Genomic DNA, 24,745 nt, shown 5'->3' with positions numbered 1-24,745 from the left:
TCACCATTTTCGAGTCAGAACGTCACCCGCCAGTTGCCTGAAACCCTAACTGACCAATGGCCAGTCAGGTTGCCCTGAAGGGGATGAAGCCCAGCGCCTGGGAAATGAACGTCTTGCTGATTGTTAAAGAAATCATAATTCGCAGGCCGTTCAAAAATGGTGAGATGCAAGGAAACGAAAAAATCCAGGACGCGCGGTGTATTGCGCATACATAAGCGGTCTGGATTTTTTGATGACGCAGCAGATCGCCGTTTTTCAACGGCCTGCTTGCAGAGACGTTGCGGCATCAAGCCGGTCAAGTATCAAAGACAACTTGAATGTATGCTTGGCTTGAATCCCCTTTGTCGAGCCCGTTCTGAAAAATGCTTCAAGCCCCTTGTGTGCGAATGTCTTTATCATAGTTTATAACCATGTTGGTTACGGCTGTCAAAGCCGCTAATTGGTTTGAAAGCGCAGAGTTCACCGATCACTCAAAGTCCAATGTCTTTTGAAAGCACGGGAAGCAATGCGGATGAATACGTATTCCAAGGCCGTCCCTGGCATTGGCTCTGCGAGGCTCGGCTTACCCCAATCACGACTCACCAATCACCATTCACCAATCAAGACAATCCAGCCAAATCAGACAACATTCATCCATTCAATCCAGCTGGAAGAAAACGCTCAGCTCCCGCCCGGCCTGGCTTTCCCGCTGGTTTCGAGAAAAGTCTTGCTGGCACGGGACTTGTATCCTTTGCGCGTCTTGATTTGAGAATTCGGGAAAGGGGTGTGGAAGGTTTCAGGGGATGCGGTTGATGATCGCAGTCCTGTTGCGTTGCCTATTCCCAATCACCGATCACAGACTGAATGAGATTAGTGAGTTCTTGGTCTCAGAGAGAAAGCGCCGGTAAACCGGCAAGAAGTAGCGAATGAAAGAGTCGTACGGTGAAGAAATAGCGAATCACGCCGGCCTCGAGTCATGCGGTTGTGGCAGTAATGTTGCGGCTGAAGCGTTGACAGAGGCAGGTGCAGGCCAGCCATTGAGCTTCGAAATCTCAAACTTCCGAGTGCCGACCGTGTTCTCAGATCGGGAAGGCCACACGGGAAGCAGCGTTAACGCGAGTTGCTTCTCGGCTTGGCGGAGTCGTAGACTCTGGCATGCATCGAAACTTCTTGCGCGGAACCCGGAAGGGCCTGTCTGTGGCCTTGCAAACTGAAGGTCCGGTCGGGGAAGGCCAAGCGCCGAAGCCCGGCATGAACGCAGCCAGGCAGTCGGACGAAGTCATAGTACCGAAGAAGCAAGCGAACAAAGGAAAGGGATTATCCGAGGAGTTTGTGGAGGAAAGGATTTCGATCAAGAGGAACACTCTTCAGCCGGTCACGGTCCGGACACTGGGCCGGGGAGCTGTGTCATTCGGTCTGGAGGGTGTGCGTCAAGCCGCGATGCGCAGCAAGAAAACGGTGTTCACCGCCTTGCTCCATCATGTGACCCGTGATCTCCTGTACGACAGCTTCATGAAATTGCAAAAGTATGCGGCAGTGGGTGTGGATGGGATAACTTGGCATGAATATCGGACGGACGTAGAACAACGCCTGTTCGATCTTCATGACCGGTTGCATCGTGGTCAGTTTGGACCGGAATACGCAGCCGAGGCCATTTACCGCAAGCTTTTGGATCGTCACCCCGACCTGCTGCCTGCGGCCAACAATCTTGGCTACCTGCTGGCCACGGCGCAAGCGCCCACGCCGCTGCAGCTTTCCGAGGCCCTGGCCCTGGCCACCAAGGCCAGCGCGGGCGGCGACCCGTCGGCGCTCGATACGGTAGGCTGGGTGCATTATCGCCTGGGCGACAAGGACGCGGCCCTGCAGTTCCTGCGCAAGGCTCATGAGTCCCTGCCCGAGGATCCGGCCGTGACCTATCATCTGGCCCGGGTTCTTGCCGATCTGGGGCAGACGGGTGAGGCCCGGGGGCTGCTGACGACTCTGTTGGCGCGCACCTAGGATTTCCCGGATTTGGTCCAGGCCCGGGAGCTGCTGGTGGGGCTGTAAAAGCCGGTCCGGAGAGGTCGGGCTTGCGCCACGGCCCCGTCCGGACGTTTTTACGCCGGACGTCGCTCTAGAAAGTCGTCATCCCCTTGAGACATGGATTCCCGCCCACCCCTGTGGGGCACACGTTCGCGGGAATGTCACTCAGGTTTTTTCATGGCTTTAATTCTTGTTGGCACGATGCATACTTAAATGAATGACGGCTTGAAATGATTGTCCAGACTGGTCGGACAGTGTGAAATGAATTGCTTATTGATAATCAACTTTTGTTTTTTTATGAAATAGATTTTTTCTATTTAAAATAGATGATGTATGGCGTTATTTTGTTTTTTTGAAATAGCAATTATATATTGTTTGCATCAAATTTAAAAAATATTTCTGATATAAAGTTTTTATTGTTGATTTAAAGTTTTTTGTGACTTAAGTAGGAAGATATTGCTTCGAATCTTGATGTAGTATAGATTTTTTTATGAATGATTATCATTTGTATGATCACATCTAGTACAAGAGAGGATGACAATGCGAGTTTGGCTACCCGATTGCGTCTACAAATCCTTTCCTCTTTTTGTCGGCACGGTGGGTTTGGCCGGGTGCATGGCGGGGAGTCCCGCAAGTCTGGCTCTTGGTGGAGTGCTCATGCTTTATAGTGGCGGAGTTTATTGCATGCGTAAGAAGTAGCGGCAGATCAAAGGCGGAGGCTGGTCAAGGGCAAAATCAAGGCTGCGTTATCCATTCATCACGTATAGCGTTCACCATCCAAAATGGAGCTGGAAAGTGCAGGATAAGAGAAAATCGCAGCGGAAAGCGTCCCTGGCGCGTTGTACGGTGGAGAAATGCTTTTCGAGAAACGGGCAGATTTCTTCCCGGGCCGTGAATTTCAGCGCCACCGGTTTCATGCTCGAAATGGACTATCCCCTGTCTCCCGGCGAGACCATCAAGGTCCAGTTCGCTCCTGATGCCGAAGAGGCGCGCCTGTACGGCAAGAGCCTGTGTCTCGGCATGGTTCGCTGGTGCGCGCCTCAAGACGGGAGCTGCGGCGGGTGCTACGGAGTGGGCGTCGAGCTCGCGAACCAGGCTCCACGGCGGTACAATTACTAGCTTTTCCTTGCGGTTCTATTTTGGTTACGCCTGCCCCTTTGGGGGTGGGCGTTTTTTTTGGCGGGGTGTGACGCGGTTAGTCTGAGATCGTTCGTTTAAGCCTTTTTGGTGCATGATTCGGCTCATTGTGAATGCATGCGCTTTAGAACGCAAAAGACTGCGCACGCGCATGGATCATATATTTTACTGGTTGACTTTGGCTTCGGAGCTTATAGACTTAGTCTTGAACTTAGCTAACATCGGAGGGCCTATGCACCAGGTGAACATTCACGATGCCAAGACGAATTTGTCCCGTCTGATCGAGCAGGCAGTCAACGGAGAACCCTTTGTCATCGCCAAGGCCGGTAAGCCCATGGTTACTGTCACCGCGTTCAAGGTACCGCCGGATCCCGCAAAAAGGATCGGTTTTTTGCAGGGCATGATCGAAGTCCCGGACGATTTTGACTCCATGGGCAAAGAAGAAATACAGTGCCTGTTTGAAGGTGCCAGATGAAACTGCTCCTCGATACGCACATGTTGCTGTGGGCGGCGGCTGGTACCTTGCCCGGCAAGGCTGAAAGCTTGGTGGGTGACGTGAAGAACACGCTTTATTTCAGCTCCGCGAGCATCTGGGAGATCGGCATTAAGAAAAGCCTTGGAAGAAGCGACTTCAGGGTCGATCCGGAAGTGCTGCGGCGTGGCCTGCTGGATAACCAATACAACGAACTGTGCATCACAAGCCTGCATGCCCTGGCGGTCATCGACCTGCCAATGTTCCACAAGGACCCTTTCGACAGGATGCTTCTGGCGCAGGCCAAGAGCGAGGGAATAACCCTGCTCACATCGGACGGCATGATGCGCGACTACCCCGGCCCGGTGCTGTTTGTGCCAAAGACGCCGTGAAGCAAGAGGACGTGTCGTCCGGATAGCGACGCAACATATGGTCGTGTGCCGGGAATAATGAGGGGAACGATCTCTCGGAAATGCGTAAGGGGCTGGATTTTTACATCCAGCCCCTTTTTTTTATGGTGGCGCGCCAGGGAGGACTCGAACCCCCGACCGATAGTTTGTAAGCACTGACAAGTAGAATTTTCGGTATTTGATGCCTTGAGCTCTGAATTGCTTATTATTGTGGGATTCTCGAGTGGTTAAGCCATGAAATCAGGCTTGGCCACAGGGGAAAACAGTCACCGGGGCCATGGACAAATAATAACCGTAGAGTTATAAATGAAAATCTGGAAGGTTGAATTGCTGGAAGAAGCCCTAGGGGAGTTCAAAGAGCTTCCCGCTGAGATTCGCGCCCGCTTTCAGAGAATTTTTGGGTTGGTGGCGGACATGGGGCAAGACGCGTTGTGCATGCCTCATGCACGGCGTATCCAAGGCCGGATATGGGAGATGAGGGCCCAGGGCCGGGACGGAATAGCCAGGGGACTTTATGTGATGGTGACCGGGCGGCGGGTGGTCGTTGTTCGATTCTTCGTTAAGAAAACACAGAAGACGCCGCTCAACGAAATACACTTGGCTTTGAAAAGATGTGGAGAAAACGAAATATGATCGACGCAAAAACCGTACATAATCAGATGTTGCAGGACGATCCGGAATATGCGCGGGAATATGATGCTCTGGAACAGGAATTCTCGTTCATCAAGAAAATGATCCTGGCCAGGAAGCGGGCGGGCATGAGCCAAGCCGACGTTGCCCGGCGTATGGGCATCAGTCAGCCGCGCGTAGCCAAGATCGAAAGCGGCTCCAACATCAGTCTGGATATTCTCAGGCGCTACGCCAAGGCCACGGGCTCCGATCTGGTGATTGATTTTGCTGTGCCGGTGAATGAGCGGCGGACACTTCGATAAAGAAGAAGGGGCTGGATTTTTACATCCAGCCCCTTGTTTTTATGGTGGCGCGCCAGGGAGGACTCGAACCCCCGACCGATTGCTTAGAAGGCAATTGCTCTATCCGCCTGAGCTACTGGCGCGCAAAATGGAAGCATTCCCTATTTTTTCCGGGGCTGAAAGTCAAGTGCAGGTCTGGGCTTTTTCTGTTGCTCCCGGCCCGGGAAACTTCTATGAATTCTCTCCGGATTGTCGGCCCTTGCGGGTTTGCCCCTGCGCCTCGCCCGCGTTTTTGGCTCCAATTTTTGGGTCGGCCTTTTTTCAATCTTTTCCCCCACACGCACATGACCTTTGCCTCCTTTGCCGAATTCGAATCGTATCTGGACAGTCTGGGACTTTTTTCCATGCAGCTCGGCCTGTCGCGCATGCATGAGGCCCTTGGGCTCATGGGGCTTGAGCGCCCGTCCGCGATGGTCGCGCATGTGGTCGGGACCAACGGCAAGGGCTCCACGTCCGGCTTTCTGGAGGCGCTGGCGCGGGCTCATGGCCTGGCCACGGGGCTGTACAATTCGCCGCATCTGGCCAGCGTGCGCGAGCGTATCCGCGTGCGCGGGGCCATGGTCCCCGAAGAAGGCTGGCTGGCCGCCGCCAATGCGGTCATGGACAGGTGCGCGGGCGTGGGGCTGACCTATTTCGAGCTGCTGACGGTCATGGCGCTTTACATTTTCGGGCAGGAGGGGCTTGACCTGATCATCCTCGAGGCGGGGCTCGGCGGCACGCACGACGCCACCTGCGCCATCCCGGCCGATCTTGCGGTCATGACCCCGGTGGGCCTGGACCATGAGCAGATCCTGGGGCCGACTCTGGCGGACATCGCCCGCGACAAGAGCGGGGCCCTGGGGCGCTGTCCGGCCGTGACGGGCGCGCAGGAAGAGGCCGTGATGGAAATTTTCCGGCAGGCCGGGGCAGGGCATCCGCTCCTGAGCCTTGAGGACTGCCGCACCTCCTCCGGATTTCTCATCCCGGTGGGCTCGGCATCCCTGTTGCTGCCCCCCGCATCCCTGCCCGGCCATCCTCCGTATCAGCTGCGCAACGCCGCTCTGGCCGCCCTGGCCTGGAGTCGTCTGGCCCTGGCCCGGGGCTGGCAATTTGACGCGGCACTGTGTACACAAGTCCTTGGCACGACGCGATTTTTCGGGCGTTTTTGCAGGCATGGGCGGATTCTGGTGGACGGAGCCCACAATCCCATGGGGCTGACCGCCCTGTGCGAGGCGCTGGAGGCGGCCGGGGAGCATTTCGACGTGCTCGTCTTTCAGGCCATGCGCGACAAGACACTGGAGCCTGCTGTGCTGGAACGCCTGCGGGCGCTGGCGGATACGGTCGTGATTCCGGGTCTGCCCATGGAACGCGCCTTCGACGCCCGTGAACTGGCGGCGCTTTTTGGCTCCGGGGCCCTGGCGGCGCAGGACCTGCAAAAGGCCCTGCGTCAGGAAGGCACGGTGCTGCTTTGTGGCTCCCTGTATCTGGTGGGGGCCTATTACGAACTTTTTCCGGAACAGCTTTTGTAGGGAGGTCCGGTGTCTTCTCTTTTCAGACATATTCCGTCCGTCGACCGTTTTCTGCAGGACCTGGAACAAGACCGGGCCCTGGCCGGACTGCCGCGCCAGATGCTCAAGGATCTGGTGGCCGAGTTCCTGGACCTCTGCCGCGAGGAGATCCGCGCCGGAGTGGTCACGGACGAGAGCGCCCTGGCATTCACATCCCTGGCCGCAAGAGCCGGGGCCTACGTGCGGACGCGTTCCCGCCCGCATTTCAGGCGGGTCCTCAACGCCACGGGCGTGGTCATTCACACCAACCTCGGCCGTTCCATCCTGGCTGAAGAGGCCGTCCTGGCCGTGGCTGAGGGCTGCCGCCACTATTCCAACCTGGAGATGGACCTGGACACGGGCCAGCGCGGGAGCCGCTATTCCCACGTCGAGAAGCTGCTCTGCCGCCTGACCGGGGCCGAGGCGGGCTTGGTGGTCAACAACAACGCCGCCGCGGTGCTGCTGGTCCTCGACACTCTTGCCAAGGGCCGCGAGGTCGTGGTCTCGCGCGGGCAGCTGGTCGAGATCGGCGGGTCGTTCCGTATTCCCGAGGTCATGAAGAAGAGCGGGGCCGTGCTGCACGAGGTCGGGGCCACCAACCGCACCCACCTGCGCGACTACGCGGAGGCTATCGGCCCGGACACCGCCATGCTCATGAAGGTGCACACCTCCAACTACCGCATCATCGGGTTTCACAAGGAAGTGGACCTGTCCGATCTGGTGGCGCTGGGCCGGGAACGGGGACTGGCCACTTTCGAGGATCTGGGCAGCGGCAATCTTTTCGATTTTTCCCCTTATGGGTTCATGCCCGAGCCCACGGTGCAGCAGGTGCTAAGGAGCGGGGTGGATGTGGTCACCTTCAGCGGCGACAAGCTGCTGGGCGGCCCTCAGGCCGGAGTAATCGTCGGGCGCCGGGAATTCATCGAGCGCATCAAGAAAAACCAGCTCAACCGCGCCCTGCGCATCGACAAAATGACCCTGGCCGCCCTGGAGGCGACCCTGCGCCTGTATCTCGATCCGGAACAGGCCAGGCGCTCCGTGCCGACCCTGGCCATGATCACGGCCGCGCCGAAGGAGCTGCATGCCCGGGCCGGGCGTCTGCGGCGCAGGCTGTCCCGGGATCTCGCCGGGTTGGCCTTGGTGGCGGTCAAGCCCGGATTTTCGCGCGTGGGCGGCGGCTCCTTTCCGGAACAGGACCTGCCGACCACGCTGGTCAGCGTCGCGCCGACGGGTATGGACGTGGACTCCTTGCGTCAGGGCCTGCTGGCGGAGGACATCCCGGTCGTCGGGCGGGTGGAGGACGGCGCGTTCTGCCTCGACCCTCGCACGCTCATGGATGCGGAGTTCGCGCTGGTGGCGGGAGCCATGAAGGCGGTCCTTTCGCGGTGATGATCTGAGCGCCCCGGCAGCACGCCTGCCTCGTACCTGTCGTACAATTTTTGCAAGCCGCGCATGCGGACAATCGAAGGGACGCGCAGCCCGGCACAAGGGGCGCGCGGCAAAGGAGAATATCAATGACCAAGGTTCTGGTGCGGCCGGAGATGGAGGGCTTCAAGCCCTATTCGCCCGGCCTGTCCATCGATGAGATAAAGAAACGTTACAACCTGCCCCGGGTCATCAAGATGGCCAGCAACGAGAATCCGCTGGGCACCTCCCCCGTGGTTCAGGAGCGGCTCAAAAATGTCAGTCCCCTGGCTTTTCGTTATGCCCAGGCCGGCTCTCCGGCCCTGACCGAGGCCCTGGCCGCGCATCTGGGAGTGCCCGCGTCCTGTGTGGTGGCGGGCAACGGCTCCGACGAGATCATTGATCTTTTGCTTCGCGTTGTGGCCCGGCCCGGCGTGGACAACGTGGTGGCCTTCAACCCGTGCTTCAGCATCTACGACGTGCAGTCCCGACTGTGCGGGGTGGAATTTCGGCAGGCCAGGCTGAACGCCGACTTCTCCTTTCCCTTCGACACGCTCCTGTCCCTGGTCGACGAGAACACCGCCCTGGTCTTCGTGACCAACCCGGACAACCCCTCGGGCCATGCCTGCCCGGCCTCGGATCTGGTCGAGCTTGCGGCCAGGCTGCCGGAGCGCGCGCTCCTGGTGGTGGACGAGGCCTATGTCGATTTCGCCGAGCCGCTGGAAGCATTCAGCATGCTCCCGCACCTGGGCGAGATCCCTAATCTGGTCGTTCTGCGCACTTTTTCCAAGATGTACGGACTGGCGGGCCTGCGCCTTGGCTACGGGGTCATGCCCGAGTGGCTGGCGGATTTGCTGCTGCGGGTCAAGCTGCCCTTCAGCGTGAACATCCTGGCCGAGCAGGCCGGACTGGCCGCCGTGGACGACGACATCTTCGTGTCCCAGACCCTGCTTGTCGTGAGCGAGGGGCGCCGCCTGCTGGAGCGCGAGCTTTCGGCCATGGGCTGCAAGGTCTGGCCGTCGCAGGCGAATTTTCTGATGTTCGAGCCACCCATGGACGCGCGCACCCTTTTTGAGGCATTACTTTCCAAAGGGGTGATCATCCGGCCCCTTGGCAGCTACGGCATGCCCGAGAAGCTGCGTGTCAGCATCGGCAACGAGGAAGAGAATCTGGAATTTCTGGCCAAAACAGCGGAGGTGCTGCGTGATCACGATCGTCACTCTTGATGGACCGGCCGGGGTAGGCAAGACGACCATCGCCCGCGAGCTGGCGGACCGCCTGGGCATCGCCTACCTTGACACCGGAGCCATGTTTCGCTCCGTGGCTCTTTTTTTCGGGGACGGCGGCTGGGAGCGGCCCGTTGATCAGCTGGTGCCCGAACTCAATCGTCTGGACTTCGACCTGGAGGGGACGGGAAAATATTCCGAGCTGCTCCTGAACGGGCTGCCCCTGGCCCCGGAGATCCGCAAGGAGGAGGTCGGACTGTGGGCCTCGCACCTGGCCCGCATTCCGGTGGTGCGCGATTTTCTGCGCCGCAACCAGCAGGCCATCGGCCGGAGCACCTCGCTTGTGGCCGAGGGCCGGGACATGGGCAGCGTGGTCTTCCCGGGCGCCCGGCACAAGTTTTTCATGGACGCCTCCATCGACGTGCGCGCCAAGCGCCGCCATGCGCAGCTCAAGTCCATGGGCATGGACGAGGACCTGGAGCGCATCCGCGGCCAGATCCGCATTCGCGACGATCAGGACCGCAATCGCGTGGTGGCTCCCCTGAAACCCGCCCTGGATGCGGTGATTATCGATACCAGTGCCTTGGATGCGGACCGGGTGCTGGAGAAGATTGTCGATCACATCCGGGAAAAAGGCCTCTAAGACCGCTGAAAATCGATTCTGGACTGCGTTGCTTACCGTTTTTGAAGGGCTCATGTAGTCGGCTACACGTCACCCTCCAAAAACGGTTCGCGCCTTGCCAGAATCGATTTTCAGCGGTCTTGCCGTTTTTTTGGGGGAGGGCGGCCACGTAGGGTCGCCCCTACGTTTTTTCGGGATGGGATATTGGCCAGGTAGGGTCGCCCGTACGGTTTTGTTGGGATGGGTTATCGGCGGGGGTGGCCATTTATTGGGGGAGGGCGGCCACGTAGGGCCGCCCCTACGGTTTTTTGGGATGGGATATCGGTTACGTGGGGCCGCCTGTACGGATTATCGGCGGGTGGCTTTGATTTCGTCCCAGAGGGTGTCCATTTCTTCCAGGGAGAGCCTGTCCAGTTCCAGGCCGCGTTCTCTGGCCAATTTCTCCATGGCCTCGAAGCGTCCCAGAAACTTGGAGTTGGCCACGGCCAGGGCCGAGTTGGCCTTGATTCCGCGCCGTCTGCCGTATTCCACCAGCGAAAACAGATAGTCCCCGAATTCCTCTTCCCGTGCCGCCGCGTCGTCCGTGGCCAGGGCTGCCTGCAATTCGTTCCATTCCTCGGCCAGTTTTTTCTCCTGATCCGCGTCCGTGGCCCAGGTGAAGCCCGTGCGGGCCGCCTTGGAGTTGATGCGGTAGGCGCGCAGCAGCGGCGGCAGGCTTGCGGGCAGGGAGGCGAAGACCCCGGGATCCTTGTCCTTTTCGGCCTTCTCCTGCTTCTTGATCTGTTCCCAGTTCTTGATCACTTCGGCCACGTCGGCTGCTTTTTCGCCGTAGACATGAGGGTGGCGGCGGATCATCTTGGCCACGTTGCCGGCCAGCGCGGTCTGCAGGAAATCCGGGATCTCGCGGTCATGGCAGCGGCCGATGAAGAGCAGCAGGAAAAGCACGTCGCCCAGTTCTTCGGCGATCTCGGACTTGTCGTCCTGACGGATGGCCTCCACCAGCTCGAAACATTCCTCCACCAGGTAATCGCACATGGACTGCGGGGTCTGCTCCTTGTCCCAGGGGCAGCCGTCCGGTCCGGTCAGGGTGTCGATGACTTCAATGATGCGTTCGAAATTATTCTTTTCCACCAGGGGTTCCTTTCATTTCCTTGAGTTTTTCCACGACCCTCTTTTCCCACTCCTGCTGCAGCTCCTGGCTACGGATCAGGAACTGGTCGCGCATTTCCTTGGGCAGGGCGTTCGAGAGCATGGTGTTGAAGGTGTTGACGTAGGGCATGATCTTCGACTCGGTCAGCATCGGGGACTTTGACGGCAGAAAGGCGGTCAGGGCCATGACGATGATGCTGCACAAAAGCGCGCCCTTGAAGAGGCCGAGCGCTCCGCCGCCGATGCTGTCCACCCAGCCGAGCATGATCATCTGCAGGAGCTTTCTGATCAGCGAGGCGAGCAGGAAAACCACGGCCACGACACCCAGAAAAATGGCCAGATAGGCTGCAAGCTTGGCCATGCCGGGGCCGCCCGGGAAGTTCTCGAACATTGTCGCGAGCTGCGCGTGATAGGTGTTGGCCAGCACAAAGCCCAGGATCAGCCCCAGAATGGAGGCGATCTCCTTGACGAGTCCGCGAAAAATGCCGCGCAGGCCCAAAAATCCCAGAATTACGCAGAAGACGATATCCAGAGTGTTCATGCTTAACCTCCCGGTCGTTGTGAGGGTCGGCTATCACAAAGGATGTTGATCGGAAAGGGCGCACCGGGCACGACCTTGACAGTGCAGGGCGCACCTCGTAGACACGAAACCTCGGCTCGTCTGGACTTTTCTGACGGGCGCACGAGTCCAGAAACACGATGAGGTGACAATGTACGATATTAGATTGGTGAAGTTGGTGAACGGCGACATGGTGCTCGGCAAATGGAACGAGGAGAAGGGGATCATCGCTGATCCGGCCATCCTGCAGACCATTCCCACGCAGCAGGGGGGCATGCAGATGCTGCTGCTTCCTTTCGGCTATCCCTTTGATCAGGAAATGACCGGAGAGATCGAGCTTAAGCACGTCATCTACCAGTACAAGACCGTACCCGAGGAACTCAAGACCAAGTATCTTGAGGCGACCACCAACCTGACCCTGTCCGCCCCCGGCGGCCTCGGCAATTTGGGCGGCATGGGCGGCGGTGTGGCCGATTTCAGCAAATTCTTGAAAAAATAACGCAGCAGGCGCTGCCGGGAAAAGGGTGGCTTTCCACCCTTTTTTTTTCTGCCCGGCCCTGCGCACGGCAAGGACCCATGAAGGCTCTGCTCCCCCTCTTTTCCCGCCCCAGTCACTACCTCGGCACCGAGATCAACAGTGTCCACAAGGACCTGAAAACAGTCCGGGCCCACGTGGCCCTGGCCTTTCCGGATCTCTACGAAGTGGCCATGTCCTATCTTGGACAGAAGATCCTGTACGACATCGTCAACGGCACGGACCATTTCTACGCCGAGCGGGTCTTCGCGCCCACCGAAGATGTGGCCGAGGTGCTTCGGGCCCATGACACGCCCCTGGCCACCCTGGAGAGCGACACGCCGCTCAGGGATCTGGACGGCGTGCTTTTCAGCATCACCCATGAGCTGTGCTACACCAACGTGCTCTACATGCTCGACCTGGGGGGGATTCCCCTGCGTGCGGCGCAGCGTGGCGATGGGCATCCGCTGGTCATCGCCGGAGGGGGCTGCACCTTCAACGCCGAGCCGCTGGCCGCTTTTGTCGATGTCATGGTGCTTGGCGACGGGGAGGAGATTCTGCCCGAGATGCTCGGGCTCATCGCGCGCGGCAAGGATGAAGGCTGGGCCCGCAGCGAACTGATCAGGCGTCTGGCCGAGGTGCCCGGCGTGTACGTGCCTTCGTTTTTCGAGGACGACGGCAATGGAGCCATGCGCCCGGTGGACGGCGAGATGCCCCGGGTCGAGAAGCGCATCGTCATGGACATGAACGCGGTCTCCTTCCCGACGCGCCAGATCGTGCCCTTTGGCAAGCCCGTGCATGACCGTTATTCGGTCGAGATCGCGCGCGGCTGCACCCGTGGTTGCCGCTTCTGTCAGGCGGGCATGATCTATCGCCCCGTGCGTGAGCGCGAGGTGGACGTGCTCGGTTCCATCATCGATCGCGGTCTGGCCGAGACGGGTAGCGAGGAGCTGTCCTTCCTGTCGCTCAGCACCGGCGACTTCAGCGCGCTGGAAGCTCTTTTCCTGTCCTCCTACAGTCATTGCAGGCAGGAGCAGGTCTCCATCTCCCTGCCGTCCTTGCGCGTGGGTTCTGTTTCCGAGGATCTCATGCGGCTCATGGGCAAGATCCGGCACACGGGCATGACCCTGGCCCCGGAGGCAGGCACCCAGCGGCTGCGCAACGTCATCAACAAGGGCGTGACCGAGGACGAACTGCTCGATCACACGGAGAAGGCCTTTCGCCTGGGCTGGCAGCAGGTCAAGCTGTATTTCATGATGGGCCTGCCTACCGAGACCCGCGAGGATCTGCACGGCATTCTCGATCTGTGCCTCAAGGTCGCGGCCAGCGCCGGAAAGAACGTCAGGCGCCTGCAGGTCACGGCAGCGGTCTCGCCGTTCGTGCCCAAGCCGCATACCCCGTTCCAGTGGGAGCGGCAGATCTCCATGGCCGAGATCGAGGAACGGCTGGCCTATCTGCGCAACATCTTCCGCCCCTACAAGAAGCTCAAGCTCAAGTGGCATCATTCGCACATGACCTGGCTCGAAGGGGTCTTTTCGCGCGGCGACCGGCACCTGGCTCCCGCCCTGGAGGTCGCCTACGCCAAGGGCGCGCTCTTCACCAGCTGGTCCGATCATCTGCGCCTTGAGCCGTGGCTTGAGGCCTTTGCAGAAACCGGCATCGACGCGGAGTCTTATCTGCGCGAGCGCGATCCAGAGCAGCCGCTGCCCTGGGATCACCTCGCCTCCGGTGTGAGCCGCAAATATCTGCTAACCGAGCGCCGCCGCGCCCTGGAAGAGGCCGCGACTCCCGACTGTCGCTACGAGGCCTGCCGGTCCTGCGGGGTCTGCAACCTGGACGGTCGCGAATCCGAACTGACGCGCCAGGCGGCAGGCCATGACATCGTCCCGGTCATCAACCGCGCCACCCGCGATCAGGAAGACGCCGGGCTGGTGGACGAGCCGCCAACCGAAAGCCCGGCTCCCGCCATCGACCTGCACAACAAGGAACAGCGCTTTCGGCTGTGGTACTCCAAGACCGGCCCGGCCATGTACCTCAGCCAGCTTGAGCTGCAACGGATTTTCGAGCGCGCGTTCCGCCGCGCGCGCATGCCCCTGGCGTTCAGCAGCGGCTTCCACCCCGCGCCGCTCCTGTCCTTTGCCCGGGCATTGCCGGTCGGCGTAGGCAGCGTCTGCGAGTGGATGGATTTCTTCGTGCGCGAACACATGGTAGTCAAGGATCTGCCCGCCCTGCTCGAAGCCGAGCTGCCGCAGGGCATGCGCGTGGTCAAGGTGGACGAGTTGCCGTGTCAGGGCAAGGCGCCCATCTCGAACCATGAGCGTTTTTCCCTCGGGTTCGTGAGCGCGGAAGACAGTCAGCGTTTCGCGGCCAGGCTTCCGGCCTTTCTGGAAGCGGCGGAGTGGAAGGTGTTCAAGCGGACCAAGAAGGGTGAACCCGGAGAAGTGGACGTGCGGCCCATGGTCAAGTCCATCACGGAGGACGAAAAGGGATTTGTCGTCGATTTTGACTGGCAGACCCTCTATGTAAGCCCCATCTTTGTGCTGCAGGCCGTGGATCCGGAATTCACGATGCTGCAGGGACGACTGATCAAGATTGCACAGTTTTTCTGAGGATGAAAATGAAAAAGGCGAAGCATGTGCTTCGCCTTTCCGGTTGGTACAGGGGCAAGATTACTTCTTGACCCGTTTTTCCCAGAGCTTCATGTCCTGCATTTTCTTGCGGCGGTCACGAGCCAGGGATTTGGCCACCAGGGACGTGCCCTTCTTGTAGCCCCATTTTTCCCGGTATTCCTCGGGAGTGAGGCCGTGGGTGGCCAGGTGGCGTTTGGTCAGCACCTTGAACGACTTCGAGCATTCCATGCAGATGATGCTTTTTTCGCGGATGGCTTTTTTGGCATCATCAAGGGACAGGGTTGCTTCGGGTTCGGGCTGGTTTCCTTCGGCGACGTTCTTGATTCCTTCGGTCAACGAACGAATCATGGACGTCAGCTCTTCCTCGTTCATGTTGCGCACACTGGCTTGTGCTTTGACGATTTCGAGCGCTTGTTTTACATAATCTTCCATGTGTAACCTCCAACTATCGCGTATTTGTAATTCGTAGCATTAGTTTCGTTCTGTAAATTTGTCAACACGCTATGAATGTTTGCGATGATACATCCAGAATTGAGTGCACGATATTTTTTCATTCAGGAAAACTAATCGATAATCACGCTACAGGGAGAAAAAAATGGCAATTCCGCACAATGCGATGAACGACATGGCCCAGGTTTTTCATTTTGAATTTTGGCTTCGCTATTATTTTATCGAAGAGCAGGATGGCAGTCTTTTTATTAAATTGACTGAAGAGCAGGAGAAACAGATGCAGGCCAAATTCCCCGAATACTGGGAGTTGGCGGAGAGCGTGCAAGGCCGTCCCCTGTCCCCCGAGCTGTCCCAGCAAGCCGTGGTCGAGTTTCTCCAGGTCAACTTCGAAGGCAAGAAATACCCGGCCAACACCGTTTTGAAGGTCCTGGACAGCAAGGATTTTTCAGTCGAAATGTATCTGTTCGACACCTGGGTGGATCTGCATGAAGATCAGCTTATGCAGAAGATCTTCGGGTTCGACTACTGGATGCAGATTTACGGTGAATGGAAGACGTCGGAGAAGGCGCAGCAATTGATTCAGTCCCTCAAGCTGCAGATGCAGGGTGAGCACGGAGCCATGAACTGATAAACGCTTGAGCGTTTGGTTTCGGACATAATTCTCGGACAAGGTGGGTGACGGGCAGCAGCATGGCTACTGCCCGTCACCCATTTTCACGCCCACAGCCGCAAGTTCCGCCCTAAGCTCCGGCAGAGCCTCTCGGGCCTTGTCGTAGAGGGCCTGCTGGGCCGCTTTTTCCTCGGCCTGCCGGGCCTTGAACTCGTCGTAGGCGATCTTGCTTTCCTTGAGGGCGGCATCGTATTCGGATTGGGTCATGCAGGGGGCGAAGTTGATTTTGGGGATGCCTTTGAGGAATTTTTGGCCATGAAATTCGGCCGCTGCGCCAGCTTCAGATTTTTTTTTATCTTTCAGATATTCCCCATCAGTCTCCATCCGGGCCATCAATGCCATATAGAAAAAAGCCTTTTTGCAGTCCCGCTCCGTCACGACATGGGTTCCGAAATCAGTATTCTCTCCGTCCTCCATGATGAGCGATAGCCAAGCGGCTGCATTAGAGTAACCAAACCGTGCAGCCCGGTCCCAATAGTACAGAACCATGCGACTGGTCTCCTCCAATGGCCAGCCAGACTGCACATGTGCATATTCGCTTCCGACAAAATAATTCGCCCAGGCATCCCCCAATTCCGCGGCGCGCACCGTCCAGTACCACTTTTCTCGTTCCCCTTTTGCGATATAGTCCGGCATGGGGTGCTTCAGTTCCTGGCCAGGGGGCGGGGTGAAGTCGTCCCCTTTGGGGACGTGGCCGCTGGCGAAGAGCATGGATTTGCGATTTCCGGCCAGGGCGCTTTTGCGGAAATGCTTCGGGGCGTTCAGGTATACGGGATCATGGCTCAGGGGCGGGGAGCCGGAGAGCCAGTGTAGGTAGAACACGCCCAGGAGCCAGTGGCCTTCGGCCTCGCCGAGATGCCGGATGAGCCACGGCTCGATGGGGGTGACGTCACTGCCTTCGGAGAACTCCGGGTCCACATGTGGCAGGACGGCAGCCATGGCCAGTGCGTGGATGTCGCCTTGGAGGGCATTGGTAAGGAGTTCGTTGAACAGGTATTGTTTTTCGGAAGCATCCAGGCCAAGTCCGGAGTGGGACAATTTTGTTGTATACGTATAACGAATGAATCCGACTTCCGAGGACAGTTCCTCGTCTGTTGGACCGGAAGCTTCTTCGTAAAAGAATTTTGCCTCCTCAGCTGCCGTGGCCATGGCAACGGCTGGAAGCATGGCCATCCAAAACAGTGCGGAAAACAGGCTTAATGCGTATTTCATTTTCATCCCACCTTGCTCGTATTACAAAGCGATGCCGACGATATCTTTCTCGGAAAAGTCCGGTTCATTAAGGTCTCGCTGCAGGGTAACCTTCATGAGGAAGCCTTTTGACTTGGCAAAAAGGTCCATGTCCGCGCTGCACATGTGAAACACTGCGGCTGATGGCTCGATGGAATAGTGAAGTTTGCGATGGTCGTAAGGGTTGACCACGGGGGTGGCCAGTATGTCTTTGGTTTGCAGCAGGATCTTGCTCACATCGAATTCCAGCACGCTTTCCAGCATGCCGTCTTTTTCCTGCTCTATGGGCGCCTGCGCGAGTTGGCCTCCGTCCAGGCTGTTGCTTGGTCCATGCCCGAAGAGTCTGGGAACGCGCACTCCGATGCCGGCTGAAGCCGGACCCAGCATGGCCGGGCGAAAGCAGCGTGTGGTGACGCGCAGGCGCTTGCCCACGACGTCGACGCTGATCTGCGGGCTGATTCTTCGGGTAGAAATGTCGGCGGGCAGGGGCATGATTTATTGCCCATCCCCGATCTTCACGCCCACGGCCGCAAGCTCAGCCCTGAGCTCAGGCAGAGCCTTTCGAGCCTTGTCGTAGAGGGCCTGCTGGGCCGCTTTTTCCTCGGCCTGCCGGGCCTTGAACTCGTCGTAGGTGATTTTGCTTTCCTTGAGGGCGGCATCGTATTCGGACTGGGTCATGCAGGGGGCGAAGTTGATTTTGGGGATGCCTTTGAGAAATTTCTGGGCATAGAATTCGGCAGCAGAACCGTCTTCAGATATTTTTTTATCCTTTAAATATTCACCATCTGTAAGATATCTCTCCCGTAAAACCATATAAAAAAATGCTTTTTTACAGTCTTTAACACTAACAATATGTGTCTCGTGATCAGTGTTTACGCCATTTTCCAAGATAAGCGTCAGCCACGATCCTGCTTTATAGTAACCAAACCGCGCAGCCCGGTCCCAATAGTACAGGACCATGCGACTAGCTTCCTCCACAGCTCGGTTAGTCCGCACCTTTGCATAGGTCCGACCGACAAAATAATTGGCCCACGCATCCCCCAATTCTGCGGCCCGCACCGTCCAGTACCACTTTTCTCGTTCCCCTTTTGCAATATAGTCCGGCATGGGGTGATTCAGTTCCTGGCCTGGGGGTGGGGTGAAGTCGTCCCCCCTGGGAACATGGCCGCTGGCGAAGAGCATGGATTTGCGATTGCCGGCCAGGGCGCTTTTGCGGAAATGCTTCGGGGCGTTCAGGTATACGGGATCATGGCTCAGGGGTGGGGAGCCGGAGAGCCAGTGCAGGTAGAATACTCCAAGGAGCCAGTGTCCTCCGGCCTCGCCGAGATGCCGGATGAGCCACGGCTCGATGGGGCTGACGTCAATGCCTTTACTGAACTCCGGGTCCACGTGCGGCAGGACAGAGGCCATGGCCAGAGCGTGGATGTCGCCTTGGAGGCCATTGGTAAGGAGTTCGGTGAACAGATATTGTTTTTCCGAAGCGTCCATGAATTTTTCGCCAGGACGGAATAGCGACATTTTGTAGGCCGCACGTACGATGCCGACTTCTGAGGACAGTTCCTCGTCTGTTGGACCGGAAGCTTCTTCATAAAAGAATTTTGCCTCCTCAGCCGCCGTGGGCATGGCAACGGCGGGAAGCATGGCCAGCCAAAACAGTGCGGAAAACAGGCTTAATACGTATTTCATTTTCATCCCACCTTGCTCGTATTACAAAGCGATGCCGACGATATCTTTGTCGGAAAAGTCCGGTTCGTTAAGGTCCCTCTGCAGGGTGACCGTCATGGGGATGCCTTTTGACTTGGCAAAAAGGTCCATGTCCGCGCTGCACATGTGAAACACTGCGGCTGATGGCTCGATGGAATAGTGAAGTTTGCGATGGTCGTAAGGGTTGACCACGGGGGGGGCCAGTATGTCTTTGGTTTGCAGCAGGATCTTGCTCACATCGAATTCCAGCACGCTTTCCAGCATGCCGTCTTTTTCCTGCTCTATGGGCGCCTGCGCGAGTTGGCCTCCGTCCAGGCTGCTGATTGGTCCATGACCGAAGAGCCTGGGAACGCGCACTCCGACGCCAGCTGAAGCCGGACCCAGCATGGCCGCGCGGAAGCAACGTGTGATGACCCGCAGGCGTTTGCCGTCGTATCCTATGTTGGATTGTGAACTGAGTTCTCGGACAGGAAGGCTGACAGGCAGAAACATGGCTTATTGTTCCTCTCTGATCTTCACGCCCACAGCCGCAAGTTCCGCCCTAAGCTCAGGCAGGGCTTTTCGGGCCTTGTCGTAGAGGGCCTGCTGGGCCGCTTTTTCCTCGGCTTGCCGGGCTTTGAACTCGTCGTAGGCGATCTTGCTTTCCTTGAGGGCGGCTTCGTATTGGGACTGGGTCATGCAGGGGGCGAAGTTGATTTTGGGGATGCCTTTGAGGTAATTTTGGGCATGAAATTCGGCTGCTGCGCCAGCCTCAGATTTTTTTTTGTCCTTTAGATATTCACCGTCGGTTTTCAATCTGGCCCTCAACGCCCCATAGAAAAAAGCCTTTTTGCAGTCTTGTTCGGTTACGATATGGGTCCCGTGATCTGTATTTATACCATTTTCAAAGATGAGCGATAGCCAAGATCCTGCTTTATAGTAACCAAACCGTGCAGCCCGGTCCCAATAGCATAGGACCATGCGGCTGGTCTCCTCCACTGGCCAGCCGGGCTGCACATGTGCATATTCGCTTCCGACGAAAGCATTGGCCCAGGCATCGCCCAGTTCCGCAGCGCGCACCGCCCAATACCACTTTTCCCGTTCCCCTTTCGCGATATAGTCTGGCATGGGGTGTTTCAGTTCCTGACCTGGGGGTGGAGTGAAATCGTCCCCCTTGGGGACGTGGCCGCTGGCGAAAAGCATGGACTTGCGGTTGCCGGCCAGGGCACTTTTGCGGAAATGGTCCGGGGCGTTCATGTACACGGGCGCGTGACTCAAGGGCGGGAAGCCGGAGAGCCAGTGCAGGTAGAATACGCCCAAAAGCCAGTGGCCTTCGGCCTCGCCCAAGTGCCGGATGAGCCACGGCTCGATGGGGGTGACGTCACTGCCTTCGGAGAACTCCGGGTCCACATGTGGCAGGACGGCAGCCATGGCCAGGGCGTGGATGTCGCCTTGGAGGGCATTGGTAAGGAGTTCGTTGAACAGGTATTGTTTTTCGGAAGCATCCAGGCCAAGTCTGGAGTGGGACAATTTTGTTGTATACGTATAACGAATGAATCCGACTTCTGAGGACAGTTCCTCGTCTGTTGGACCGGAAGCTTCTTCATAAAAGAATTTTGCCTCCTCAGCCACCGTGGCCATGGCAACGGCGGGAAGCATGGCCAGCCAAAACAGTGCGGAAAACAGGCTTAATGCGTATTTCATTTTCATCCCAGCTTGCCCGTACTACAGAGCTATGGCGACGATATCCCTCTCGGAAAAGTCCGGTTCGGCAAGATTTCGTTGCAGGGTAACCTTCATGAGGAAGCCTTTTGATTTGGTGAAAAGGTCCATGTCCGCGCTGCACATGTGAAACACTGCGGCTGAAGGCTCGATGGAATAGTGAACGTTGCCACGCTCGCAAGGGTTGACCACGGGAGAGCCCAGTATGTCTTTGGCTTGCAGCAGGATCTTGTCCACTTAACCAGGATTCTTTAATTATTACAAATGGACTAGCGGCGAAGCCACATTTACCATTTTCTGCTCGAAGTAATATTGGGGTTACTCCAGAAAGATAACACGCGCCCACCGTTATTTATATCCCAGATATTAAGGCCCTTTTCTACGTTGATGTCCGAAACTAGCTTCGTCCCATCCGGACTAAAGGAGGTTACCCCCCTCCAAGAATGACCCCTAAATGTACGTAGAACCACGCTACCACTCACATCCCAAATTTTTGCCCCACCAAAGCCTCCCGAAGCCAGCGTCTCGCCGTCAGGACCGAAGGCGACCGAAGTCACGCTATCAAAATCGTCGGCGAGTCTGCTAACGACATCGCCGCTCCTCACATCCCAAACCATGATCACCTCGTCTCCGTTACTCGAGGCCAGCATTGCGCCATCCGGACTGAAGGATAATGACGTGATAGTGTAATAAGGCTGGCTTCTGAATATACGTATGACCTCACCACTGCTCACATCCCAAAATTTTATCCCATAGTCGCTGCCGGAAGCTATCATCGTTCCACTTGGACTGAAGGATAGCGAATACACAGTGCCTGCATTGCCGCCGAACGTACGCACGATCTCACCACTCTTCACATCCCAAATCATTATTCCATTGTCGCTGCCTGAAGCCACCATCGCTCCGTCTGGACTGAAGGAGGTCGAAAAAATTCTGCCGACATTGCCCCCAAGGTTGTGTATTACCTCAGCGCTCCGCATACTCCAAATCTTTGTCGTACCATCCCAGCTGCCCGAAGCCAGCAACGCGCCGTCCGGGCTGAAGGAAACCGAACTCACTACGTCAGTATGGCCGGTGAACGTAAGTTCGACCTCGCCGCTTTTCAAATCCCAAACTTTTATTGTGCTATCAGAACTACCCGAAGCCAACTTCGTTCCATCCGGATTGAATGAGGCTGAATAGATATGACCGTTATGCCCCCCAAGTATACGTACAGCGTTGCCGCTTTGCACATCCCACACTTTTATCGAATTATCCCGTCCAGCAGCCGCAACAGTCATTCCATCCGGATTTAAGGATAGCGAATATACACTTTTTGCTTCACCGCCGATCGTGCGAACGATCGCGCCACTCCCGACATCCCATACAACTATTCCATCTTCGCTGCCCGAAACCATCGTCATCCCGTCCGGACTGAAGGAGGCCGAACGCACACGACCTTTATGTCCACTGAATGTGCGCAATGCGCTGCCACTCTCGACATCCCAAAGCTTTATCGTTTCATCCGAGCCAGCTGAAGCCAACATCGCTCCATCTGGACTGAAGGAGACCGAATAGACATGACCTTTATGACCGCTGAACGTACGTACGGCCTCGCCACTCGTCACATTCCAGGCCCTTATAAAACCATCCAAGCCGCTCGAAGCCAACGTTGTTCCGTCTGGACTGAAAGAAACCGAAGTGACTTCACCTGCATGGCCGCCGAGCGTGCGCAGGGCTTCGCCACTTTTCACATCCCAAATTTTTATCAGTCCATCCTCATTGGCTGAAGCCAGATAATCCCCGTCCGGACTGAAGGAAACCGAAGCGACTTCACCTGCATGGCCGCCGAGCGTGCGTACAACTTCGCCGCTCAGCAAGCTCCAAATCTTAATCTTTCTATCCTTGCCGCCTGAAGCCAGAGTCGTCCCATCTGGACTAAAGGAAACCGAAGTGACTTTTCCAGTATGACCGCTAAGCGTATGCACAACCTTGCCGCTTGTCATATCCCAAATTCGTATTTTTCCATCAAAAGAACCAGAAGATAGCATCATTCCATCAAAACTATAAGATACAGAAAAAAATTTATCATCACCAATGGTACGTGCTGAATTGCAACTTTTCACATCCCAAATATTTATCATGCCATCAATACTTGCAGAAAGCAGGACAGAGTTATCGTTGCTAAACGAAACAGATGTAATACTATCATCATGGCCGCCGATACTGTACAGTATTTCGCTGCTACTCACATCCCAGACAGTTGTCGCCTTCTCCATACTACCTGCAGCGAACATTGTGCCGTCAGGGCTGAAGGAAGTCGAAGTGACTTTCTCATCGACATCGAGTGTGTACATCATAGCGCCACTACGGACATGCCAAAATATCACCCTCCTATCCTTGCTACCCGAAGCAAGAGTCGCCCCGTCTGGACTGAAAGAAACCGAAGTGACGCTGTCGTAATGAGCGGTGAGCATGCGCACAGCCATGCCGGTCTCCACATCCCAAACTATTACCATACCATCTAAGCCTGCCGAAGCCAGCCTCGCTCCGTCCGGACTGAAAGAAATGGAATTGACTCTCTCCTGATGGCCGATGAGATCGAGCAAGATTCCCCCGCTCTGCACATCCCAGACAATTATCCTTCCGTGAGAGTCGGCTGAAGCCAAAGTCTCTCCGTCCACTCTGAAAGACACCGAAGTGACATCAGCGGTATGCCCTCTAAGTGTTCGTAATATTTCTCCATTATTTGTATTCCATATTAATACTGTTTTGTCGGAACTGCCAGAGACAAGCATCGTCCCATCAGGACTGAAAACTACCGAAGTGACATCAGCAGTATGTCCATTGAGTGTGCGTAGCAGCTTTCCACTTTTAACATTCCATACTTTTATAGTATCATCTTCGCATCCCAAGGCGATTGTTTCCCCATTAGGCGAAAAAGATGCAGAAATAACTCCAGGAATTTTCTCCATTTGAAGAAATTTTTCTTTATTTTCTGAAAATGATTGGGTCGCAAATATAAAAATATATATAGTAATTATGAAAATTTTAAACATACATACCTCCAAATATGTAAAAATTTTTAATGACTCATATTATTCCTAGATATAAAATTATAGCATAGAAATTTACTCCCATGCTTTATGAATCCACTTTCTTATAATGATTGGATTTGATTCATTTAATACATTTGATATGCTCCATCTCTTCAGTTCGTCCTTATAATATGTTCCAAGATTATATACATATAACGGTTCAGGCAAATTATTGAATCGAATTCCAGCGTATTTATCACCGTGTAAAGATGAGAGATAAAACGATTTTTTCGGATTAAAAGCAAACCATTCATTGGTATGTAACAAAGCAATCACCCATTTCAAATTTCCGCTTTTTACATCCCAAATCTTTACCGTACCATCAAAGCCGCCCGAAGCCAGCGTTTCTCCATCGGAACTAAATGAAACAGAAACATTTCCAGGAGCGTGACCACTGAGCGTACGCTCGATCATGCATTTTTTTACATCCCATATCTTTATCACTCCGTCTAAACCACCAGAAGCCAGCATCGTCCCATCCGGACTGAAAGATACTGATGTGACTTTATCAGTATGACTGCTGAGTGTATGAACGAGTTCGCCGTTCTGTACATTCCAAATTCTTATTAGTTGATCGTCACTACTTGAAGCAATTGTCGTTCCGTCTGGATTGAAAGATACTGAATTGACATTGCTGCGACCACTTATCTCACCTAAGAGATGGCCATTTTGCATATCCCATATCTTTATTGTATTCCAATCTGCCGCAGCCAACTTTGACCCATCAGGGCTAAAGGACACCGAAGTAAAGTAAGCCCCTTCTCCCCCAAGAGTTCGTAGGGCATCGCCGCTTTTCACATTCCAAATCATTATCGTACCATCAACGCTGCCCGAAGCCAGCGTTGATCCATCCGGACTAAAGGCTACTGAAGTGACTCTATCGTTATGGCCGGAGAGTACGTGCATGACTTCGCCGCTCTTTGTATTCCTGACGGTGACCGTACCATCCCGGTTACCTAACAGCGTGTTGAAAAATTCCTTCCGACGTCAGAGCCAAAAATTGACATCGCCGTCATCCTGGCCGTAATCAATTCAGAGAAAATCATGCATTCATCGGAAAATTTCTTTAAGGAGTTTGATTATGTCAGAACTCGTATGCTATTGTTTTGGCTATACATCCGACGATATTGAGCAGGATGTTATTCAAAAAGGAAAATCTACAATTTTTGAACGTATCATGAACGAAAAAAAGGCTGGTGGGTGCCAGTGTGCTGAAAAGAATCCGAAAGGTCGCTGATGTCTTTCAGACGTTCGTCAGTTGGCGGACCAAATTTTAAACAAGACAAGCATTT

The 24,745-nt window shown here is 55.9% G+C and carries 26 protein-coding genes and 1 tRNA gene; 14 read left to right on the top strand and 13 right to left on the bottom strand.

Annotation, left to right across the window (positions count from 1 at the left end):
- Positions 1 to 14: 14 nt before the first annotated feature.
- Positions 15 to 209: a type II toxin-antitoxin system RelE/ParE family toxin gene (locus BMZ40_RS20215; protein WP_425429369.1), complete on the bottom strand. Its 195-nt coding sequence runs from the start codon at positions 207 to 209 to the stop codon at positions 15 to 17.
- A gap of 1,282 nt (positions 210 to 1,491) precedes the next feature.
- Here BMZ40_RS20215 and BMZ40_RS19695 point away from each other — a divergent pair.
- From BMZ40_RS19695 to BMZ40_RS15735, 6 genes are all read left to right on the top strand, one after another.
- Positions 1,492 to 1,977 (top strand): tetratricopeptide repeat protein, encoded by a 486-nt coding sequence (locus BMZ40_RS19695; protein WP_177193224.1) that lies wholly within the window; start codon positions 1,492 to 1,494, stop codon positions 1,975 to 1,977.
- Between the two features lie 819 nt (positions 1,978 to 2,796).
- A complete protein-coding gene (locus tag BMZ40_RS15755) occupies positions 2,797 to 3,120 on the top strand; it encodes a PilZ domain-containing protein (RefSeq protein ID WP_177193223.1) in 324 nt (107 codons plus the stop codon).
- Between the two features lie 250 nt (positions 3,121 to 3,370).
- Entirely contained in the window at positions 3,371 to 3,613 is a 243-nt protein-coding gene (locus BMZ40_RS15750; RefSeq protein ID WP_092378025.1) for a type II toxin-antitoxin system Phd/YefM family antitoxin, read from the top strand.
- Positions 3,610 to 4,002: a type II toxin-antitoxin system VapC family toxin gene (locus BMZ40_RS15745; RefSeq protein ID WP_092378022.1), complete on the top strand. Its 393-nt coding sequence runs from the start codon at positions 3,610 to 3,612 to the stop codon at positions 4,000 to 4,002. The genes BMZ40_RS15750 and BMZ40_RS15745 overlap by 4 nt, the downstream gene beginning before the upstream one ends.
- A gap of 324 nt (positions 4,003 to 4,326) precedes the next feature.
- Complete coding sequence (locus BMZ40_RS15740) at positions 4,327 to 4,653, top strand: type II toxin-antitoxin system RelE/ParE family toxin (RefSeq protein WP_092378018.1); 327 nt, start codon at positions 4,327 to 4,329, stop codon at positions 4,651 to 4,653.
- Entirely contained in the window at positions 4,650 to 4,952 is a 303-nt protein-coding gene (locus tag BMZ40_RS15735; RefSeq protein ID WP_092378013.1) for a helix-turn-helix domain-containing protein, read from the top strand. The genes BMZ40_RS15740 and BMZ40_RS15735 overlap by 4 nt, the downstream gene beginning before the upstream one ends.
- Positions 4,953 to 4,997: 45 nt before the next feature.
- Here the strand turns inward: BMZ40_RS15735 and BMZ40_RS15730 are convergent.
- Positions 4,998 to 5,074, bottom strand: a tRNA-Arg gene (locus BMZ40_RS15730).
- Between the two features lie 201 nt (positions 5,075 to 5,275).
- Between BMZ40_RS15730 and BMZ40_RS15725 the strand changes: the two genes are divergently transcribed.
- The 4 genes from BMZ40_RS15725 (at position 5,276) to cmk (ending at position 9,790) form a co-directional block, all read left to right on the top strand.
- Positions 5,276 to 6,499 (top strand): bifunctional folylpolyglutamate synthase/dihydrofolate synthase, encoded by a 1,224-nt coding sequence (locus tag BMZ40_RS15725; RefSeq protein WP_177193222.1) that lies wholly within the window; start codon positions 5,276 to 5,278, stop codon positions 6,497 to 6,499.
- A gap of 9 nt (positions 6,500 to 6,508) precedes the next feature.
- Positions 6,509 to 7,906: an L-seryl-tRNA(Sec) selenium transferase gene (gene selA, locus BMZ40_RS15720; RefSeq protein ID WP_092378006.1), complete on the top strand. Its 1,398-nt coding sequence runs from the start codon at positions 6,509 to 6,511 to the stop codon at positions 7,904 to 7,906.
- Between the two features lie 125 nt (positions 7,907 to 8,031).
- Positions 8,032 to 9,147, top strand: coding sequence for a histidinol-phosphate transaminase (gene hisC, locus BMZ40_RS15715; RefSeq protein WP_092378002.1), 1,116 nt, complete (start codon positions 8,032 to 8,034; stop codon positions 9,145 to 9,147).
- Positions 9,125 to 9,790 carry a (d)CMP kinase gene (cmk, locus tag BMZ40_RS15710; RefSeq protein ID WP_092377998.1) on the top strand — a complete coding sequence of 222 codons (666 nt, stop codon included), beginning with the start codon at positions 9,125 to 9,127 and terminating at the stop codon, positions 9,788 to 9,790. The genes hisC and cmk overlap by 23 nt, the downstream gene beginning before the upstream one ends.
- A 327-nt stretch (positions 9,791 to 10,117) precedes the next feature.
- Here cmk and mazG read toward each other — a convergent pair whose 3' ends face one another.
- Positions 10,118 to 10,900, bottom strand: coding sequence for a nucleoside triphosphate pyrophosphohydrolase (gene mazG, locus BMZ40_RS15705; protein WP_092377995.1), 783 nt, complete (start codon positions 10,898 to 10,900; stop codon positions 10,118 to 10,120).
- Positions 10,887 to 11,459: a CvpA family protein gene (locus tag BMZ40_RS15700; protein WP_092377991.1), complete on the bottom strand. Its 573-nt coding sequence runs from the start codon at positions 11,457 to 11,459 to the stop codon at positions 10,887 to 10,889. The genes mazG and BMZ40_RS15700 overlap by 14 nt, the downstream gene beginning before the upstream one ends.
- A 169-nt stretch (positions 11,460 to 11,628) precedes the next feature.
- On the opposite strand from BMZ40_RS15700, the gene BMZ40_RS15695 reads away from it, so the two are divergent.
- Both BMZ40_RS15695 and BMZ40_RS15690 read left to right on the top strand, forming a co-directional pair.
- Positions 11,629 to 11,976: a hypothetical protein gene (locus BMZ40_RS15695; RefSeq protein WP_092193924.1), complete on the top strand. Its 348-nt coding sequence runs from the start codon at positions 11,629 to 11,631 to the stop codon at positions 11,974 to 11,976.
- A gap of 77 nt (positions 11,977 to 12,053) precedes the next feature.
- A complete protein-coding gene (locus BMZ40_RS15690) occupies positions 12,054 to 14,600 on the top strand; it encodes a TIGR03960 family B12-binding radical SAM protein (protein WP_092377987.1) in 2,547 nt (848 codons plus the stop codon).
- A gap of 60 nt (positions 14,601 to 14,660) precedes the next feature.
- On the opposite strand, the gene BMZ40_RS15685 is transcribed toward BMZ40_RS15690, so the two are convergent.
- Complete coding sequence (locus BMZ40_RS15685; RefSeq protein WP_092377984.1) at positions 14,661 to 15,053, bottom strand: Ros/MucR family transcriptional regulator; 393 nt, start codon at positions 15,051 to 15,053, stop codon at positions 14,661 to 14,663.
- A gap of 163 nt (positions 15,054 to 15,216) precedes the next feature.
- Here BMZ40_RS15685 and BMZ40_RS15680 point away from each other — a divergent pair, with 163 nt between their 5' ends.
- Positions 15,217 to 15,699, top strand: coding sequence for a hypothetical protein (locus BMZ40_RS15680; protein WP_092377981.1), 483 nt, complete (start codon positions 15,217 to 15,219; stop codon positions 15,697 to 15,699).
- A 66-nt stretch (positions 15,700 to 15,765) separates the two neighbouring features.
- Here BMZ40_RS15680 and BMZ40_RS15675 read toward each other — a convergent pair whose 3' ends face one another.
- From BMZ40_RS15675 to BMZ40_RS15640, 8 genes are all read right to left on the bottom strand, one after another.
- Positions 15,766 to 16,953 carry a hypothetical protein gene (locus tag BMZ40_RS15675; RefSeq protein ID WP_143075664.1) on the bottom strand — a complete coding sequence of 396 codons (1,188 nt, stop codon included), beginning with the start codon at positions 16,951 to 16,953 and terminating at the stop codon, positions 15,766 to 15,768.
- A 21-nt stretch (positions 16,954 to 16,974) separates the two neighbouring features.
- Complete coding sequence (locus BMZ40_RS15670) at positions 16,975 to 17,463, bottom strand: hypothetical protein (RefSeq protein ID WP_092377976.1); 489 nt, start codon at positions 17,461 to 17,463, stop codon at positions 16,975 to 16,977.
- Between the two features lie 3 nt (positions 17,464 to 17,466).
- Positions 17,467 to 18,657 (bottom strand): hypothetical protein, encoded by a 1,191-nt coding sequence (locus tag BMZ40_RS15665; protein WP_143075663.1) that lies wholly within the window; start codon positions 18,655 to 18,657, stop codon positions 17,467 to 17,469.
- Positions 18,658 to 18,678: 21 nt separating this feature from the next.
- A complete protein-coding gene (locus tag BMZ40_RS15660) occupies positions 18,679 to 19,167 on the bottom strand; it encodes a hypothetical protein (protein WP_092377970.1) in 489 nt (162 codons plus the stop codon).
- A 3-nt stretch (positions 19,168 to 19,170) separates the two neighbouring features.
- Entirely contained in the window at positions 19,171 to 20,358 is a 1,188-nt protein-coding gene (locus BMZ40_RS15655; protein WP_143075662.1) for a hypothetical protein, read from the bottom strand.
- A 21-nt stretch (positions 20,359 to 20,379) separates the two neighbouring features.
- The gene (locus tag BMZ40_RS15650; protein ID WP_092377964.1) at positions 20,380 to 20,613 is read right to left on the bottom strand and encodes a hypothetical protein; all 234 of its coding nucleotides are present in this window, start codon (positions 20,611 to 20,613) and stop codon (positions 20,380 to 20,382) included.
- A 50-nt stretch (positions 20,614 to 20,663) separates the two neighbouring features.
- On the bottom strand, positions 20,664 to 23,414 hold the full coding sequence (locus tag BMZ40_RS15645; RefSeq protein ID WP_092377961.1) for a WD40 repeat domain-containing protein: 2,751 nt from the start codon (positions 23,412 to 23,414) through the stop codon (positions 20,664 to 20,666).
- Positions 23,415 to 23,486: 72 nt separating this feature from the next.
- Positions 23,487 to 24,416, bottom strand: coding sequence for a WD40 repeat domain-containing protein (locus tag BMZ40_RS15640; protein ID WP_281243813.1), 930 nt, complete (start codon positions 24,414 to 24,416; stop codon positions 23,487 to 23,489).
- Positions 24,417 to 24,534: 118 nt separating this feature from the next.
- Between BMZ40_RS15640 and BMZ40_RS15635 the strand changes: the two genes are divergently transcribed.
- Entirely contained in the window at positions 24,535 to 24,690 is a 156-nt protein-coding gene (locus BMZ40_RS15635; RefSeq protein ID WP_092372871.1) for a (2Fe-2S)-binding protein, read from the top strand.
- The last annotated feature ends 55 nt before the right edge of the window (positions 24,691 to 24,745 follow it).

The organism is Desulfomicrobium apsheronum (assembly GCF_900114115.1).
GTDB lineage: Bacteria > Desulfobacterota > Desulfovibrionia > Desulfovibrionales > Desulfomicrobiaceae > Desulfomicrobium > Desulfomicrobium apsheronum.
This window is presented reverse-complemented; position numbering and strand designations above follow the sequence as displayed.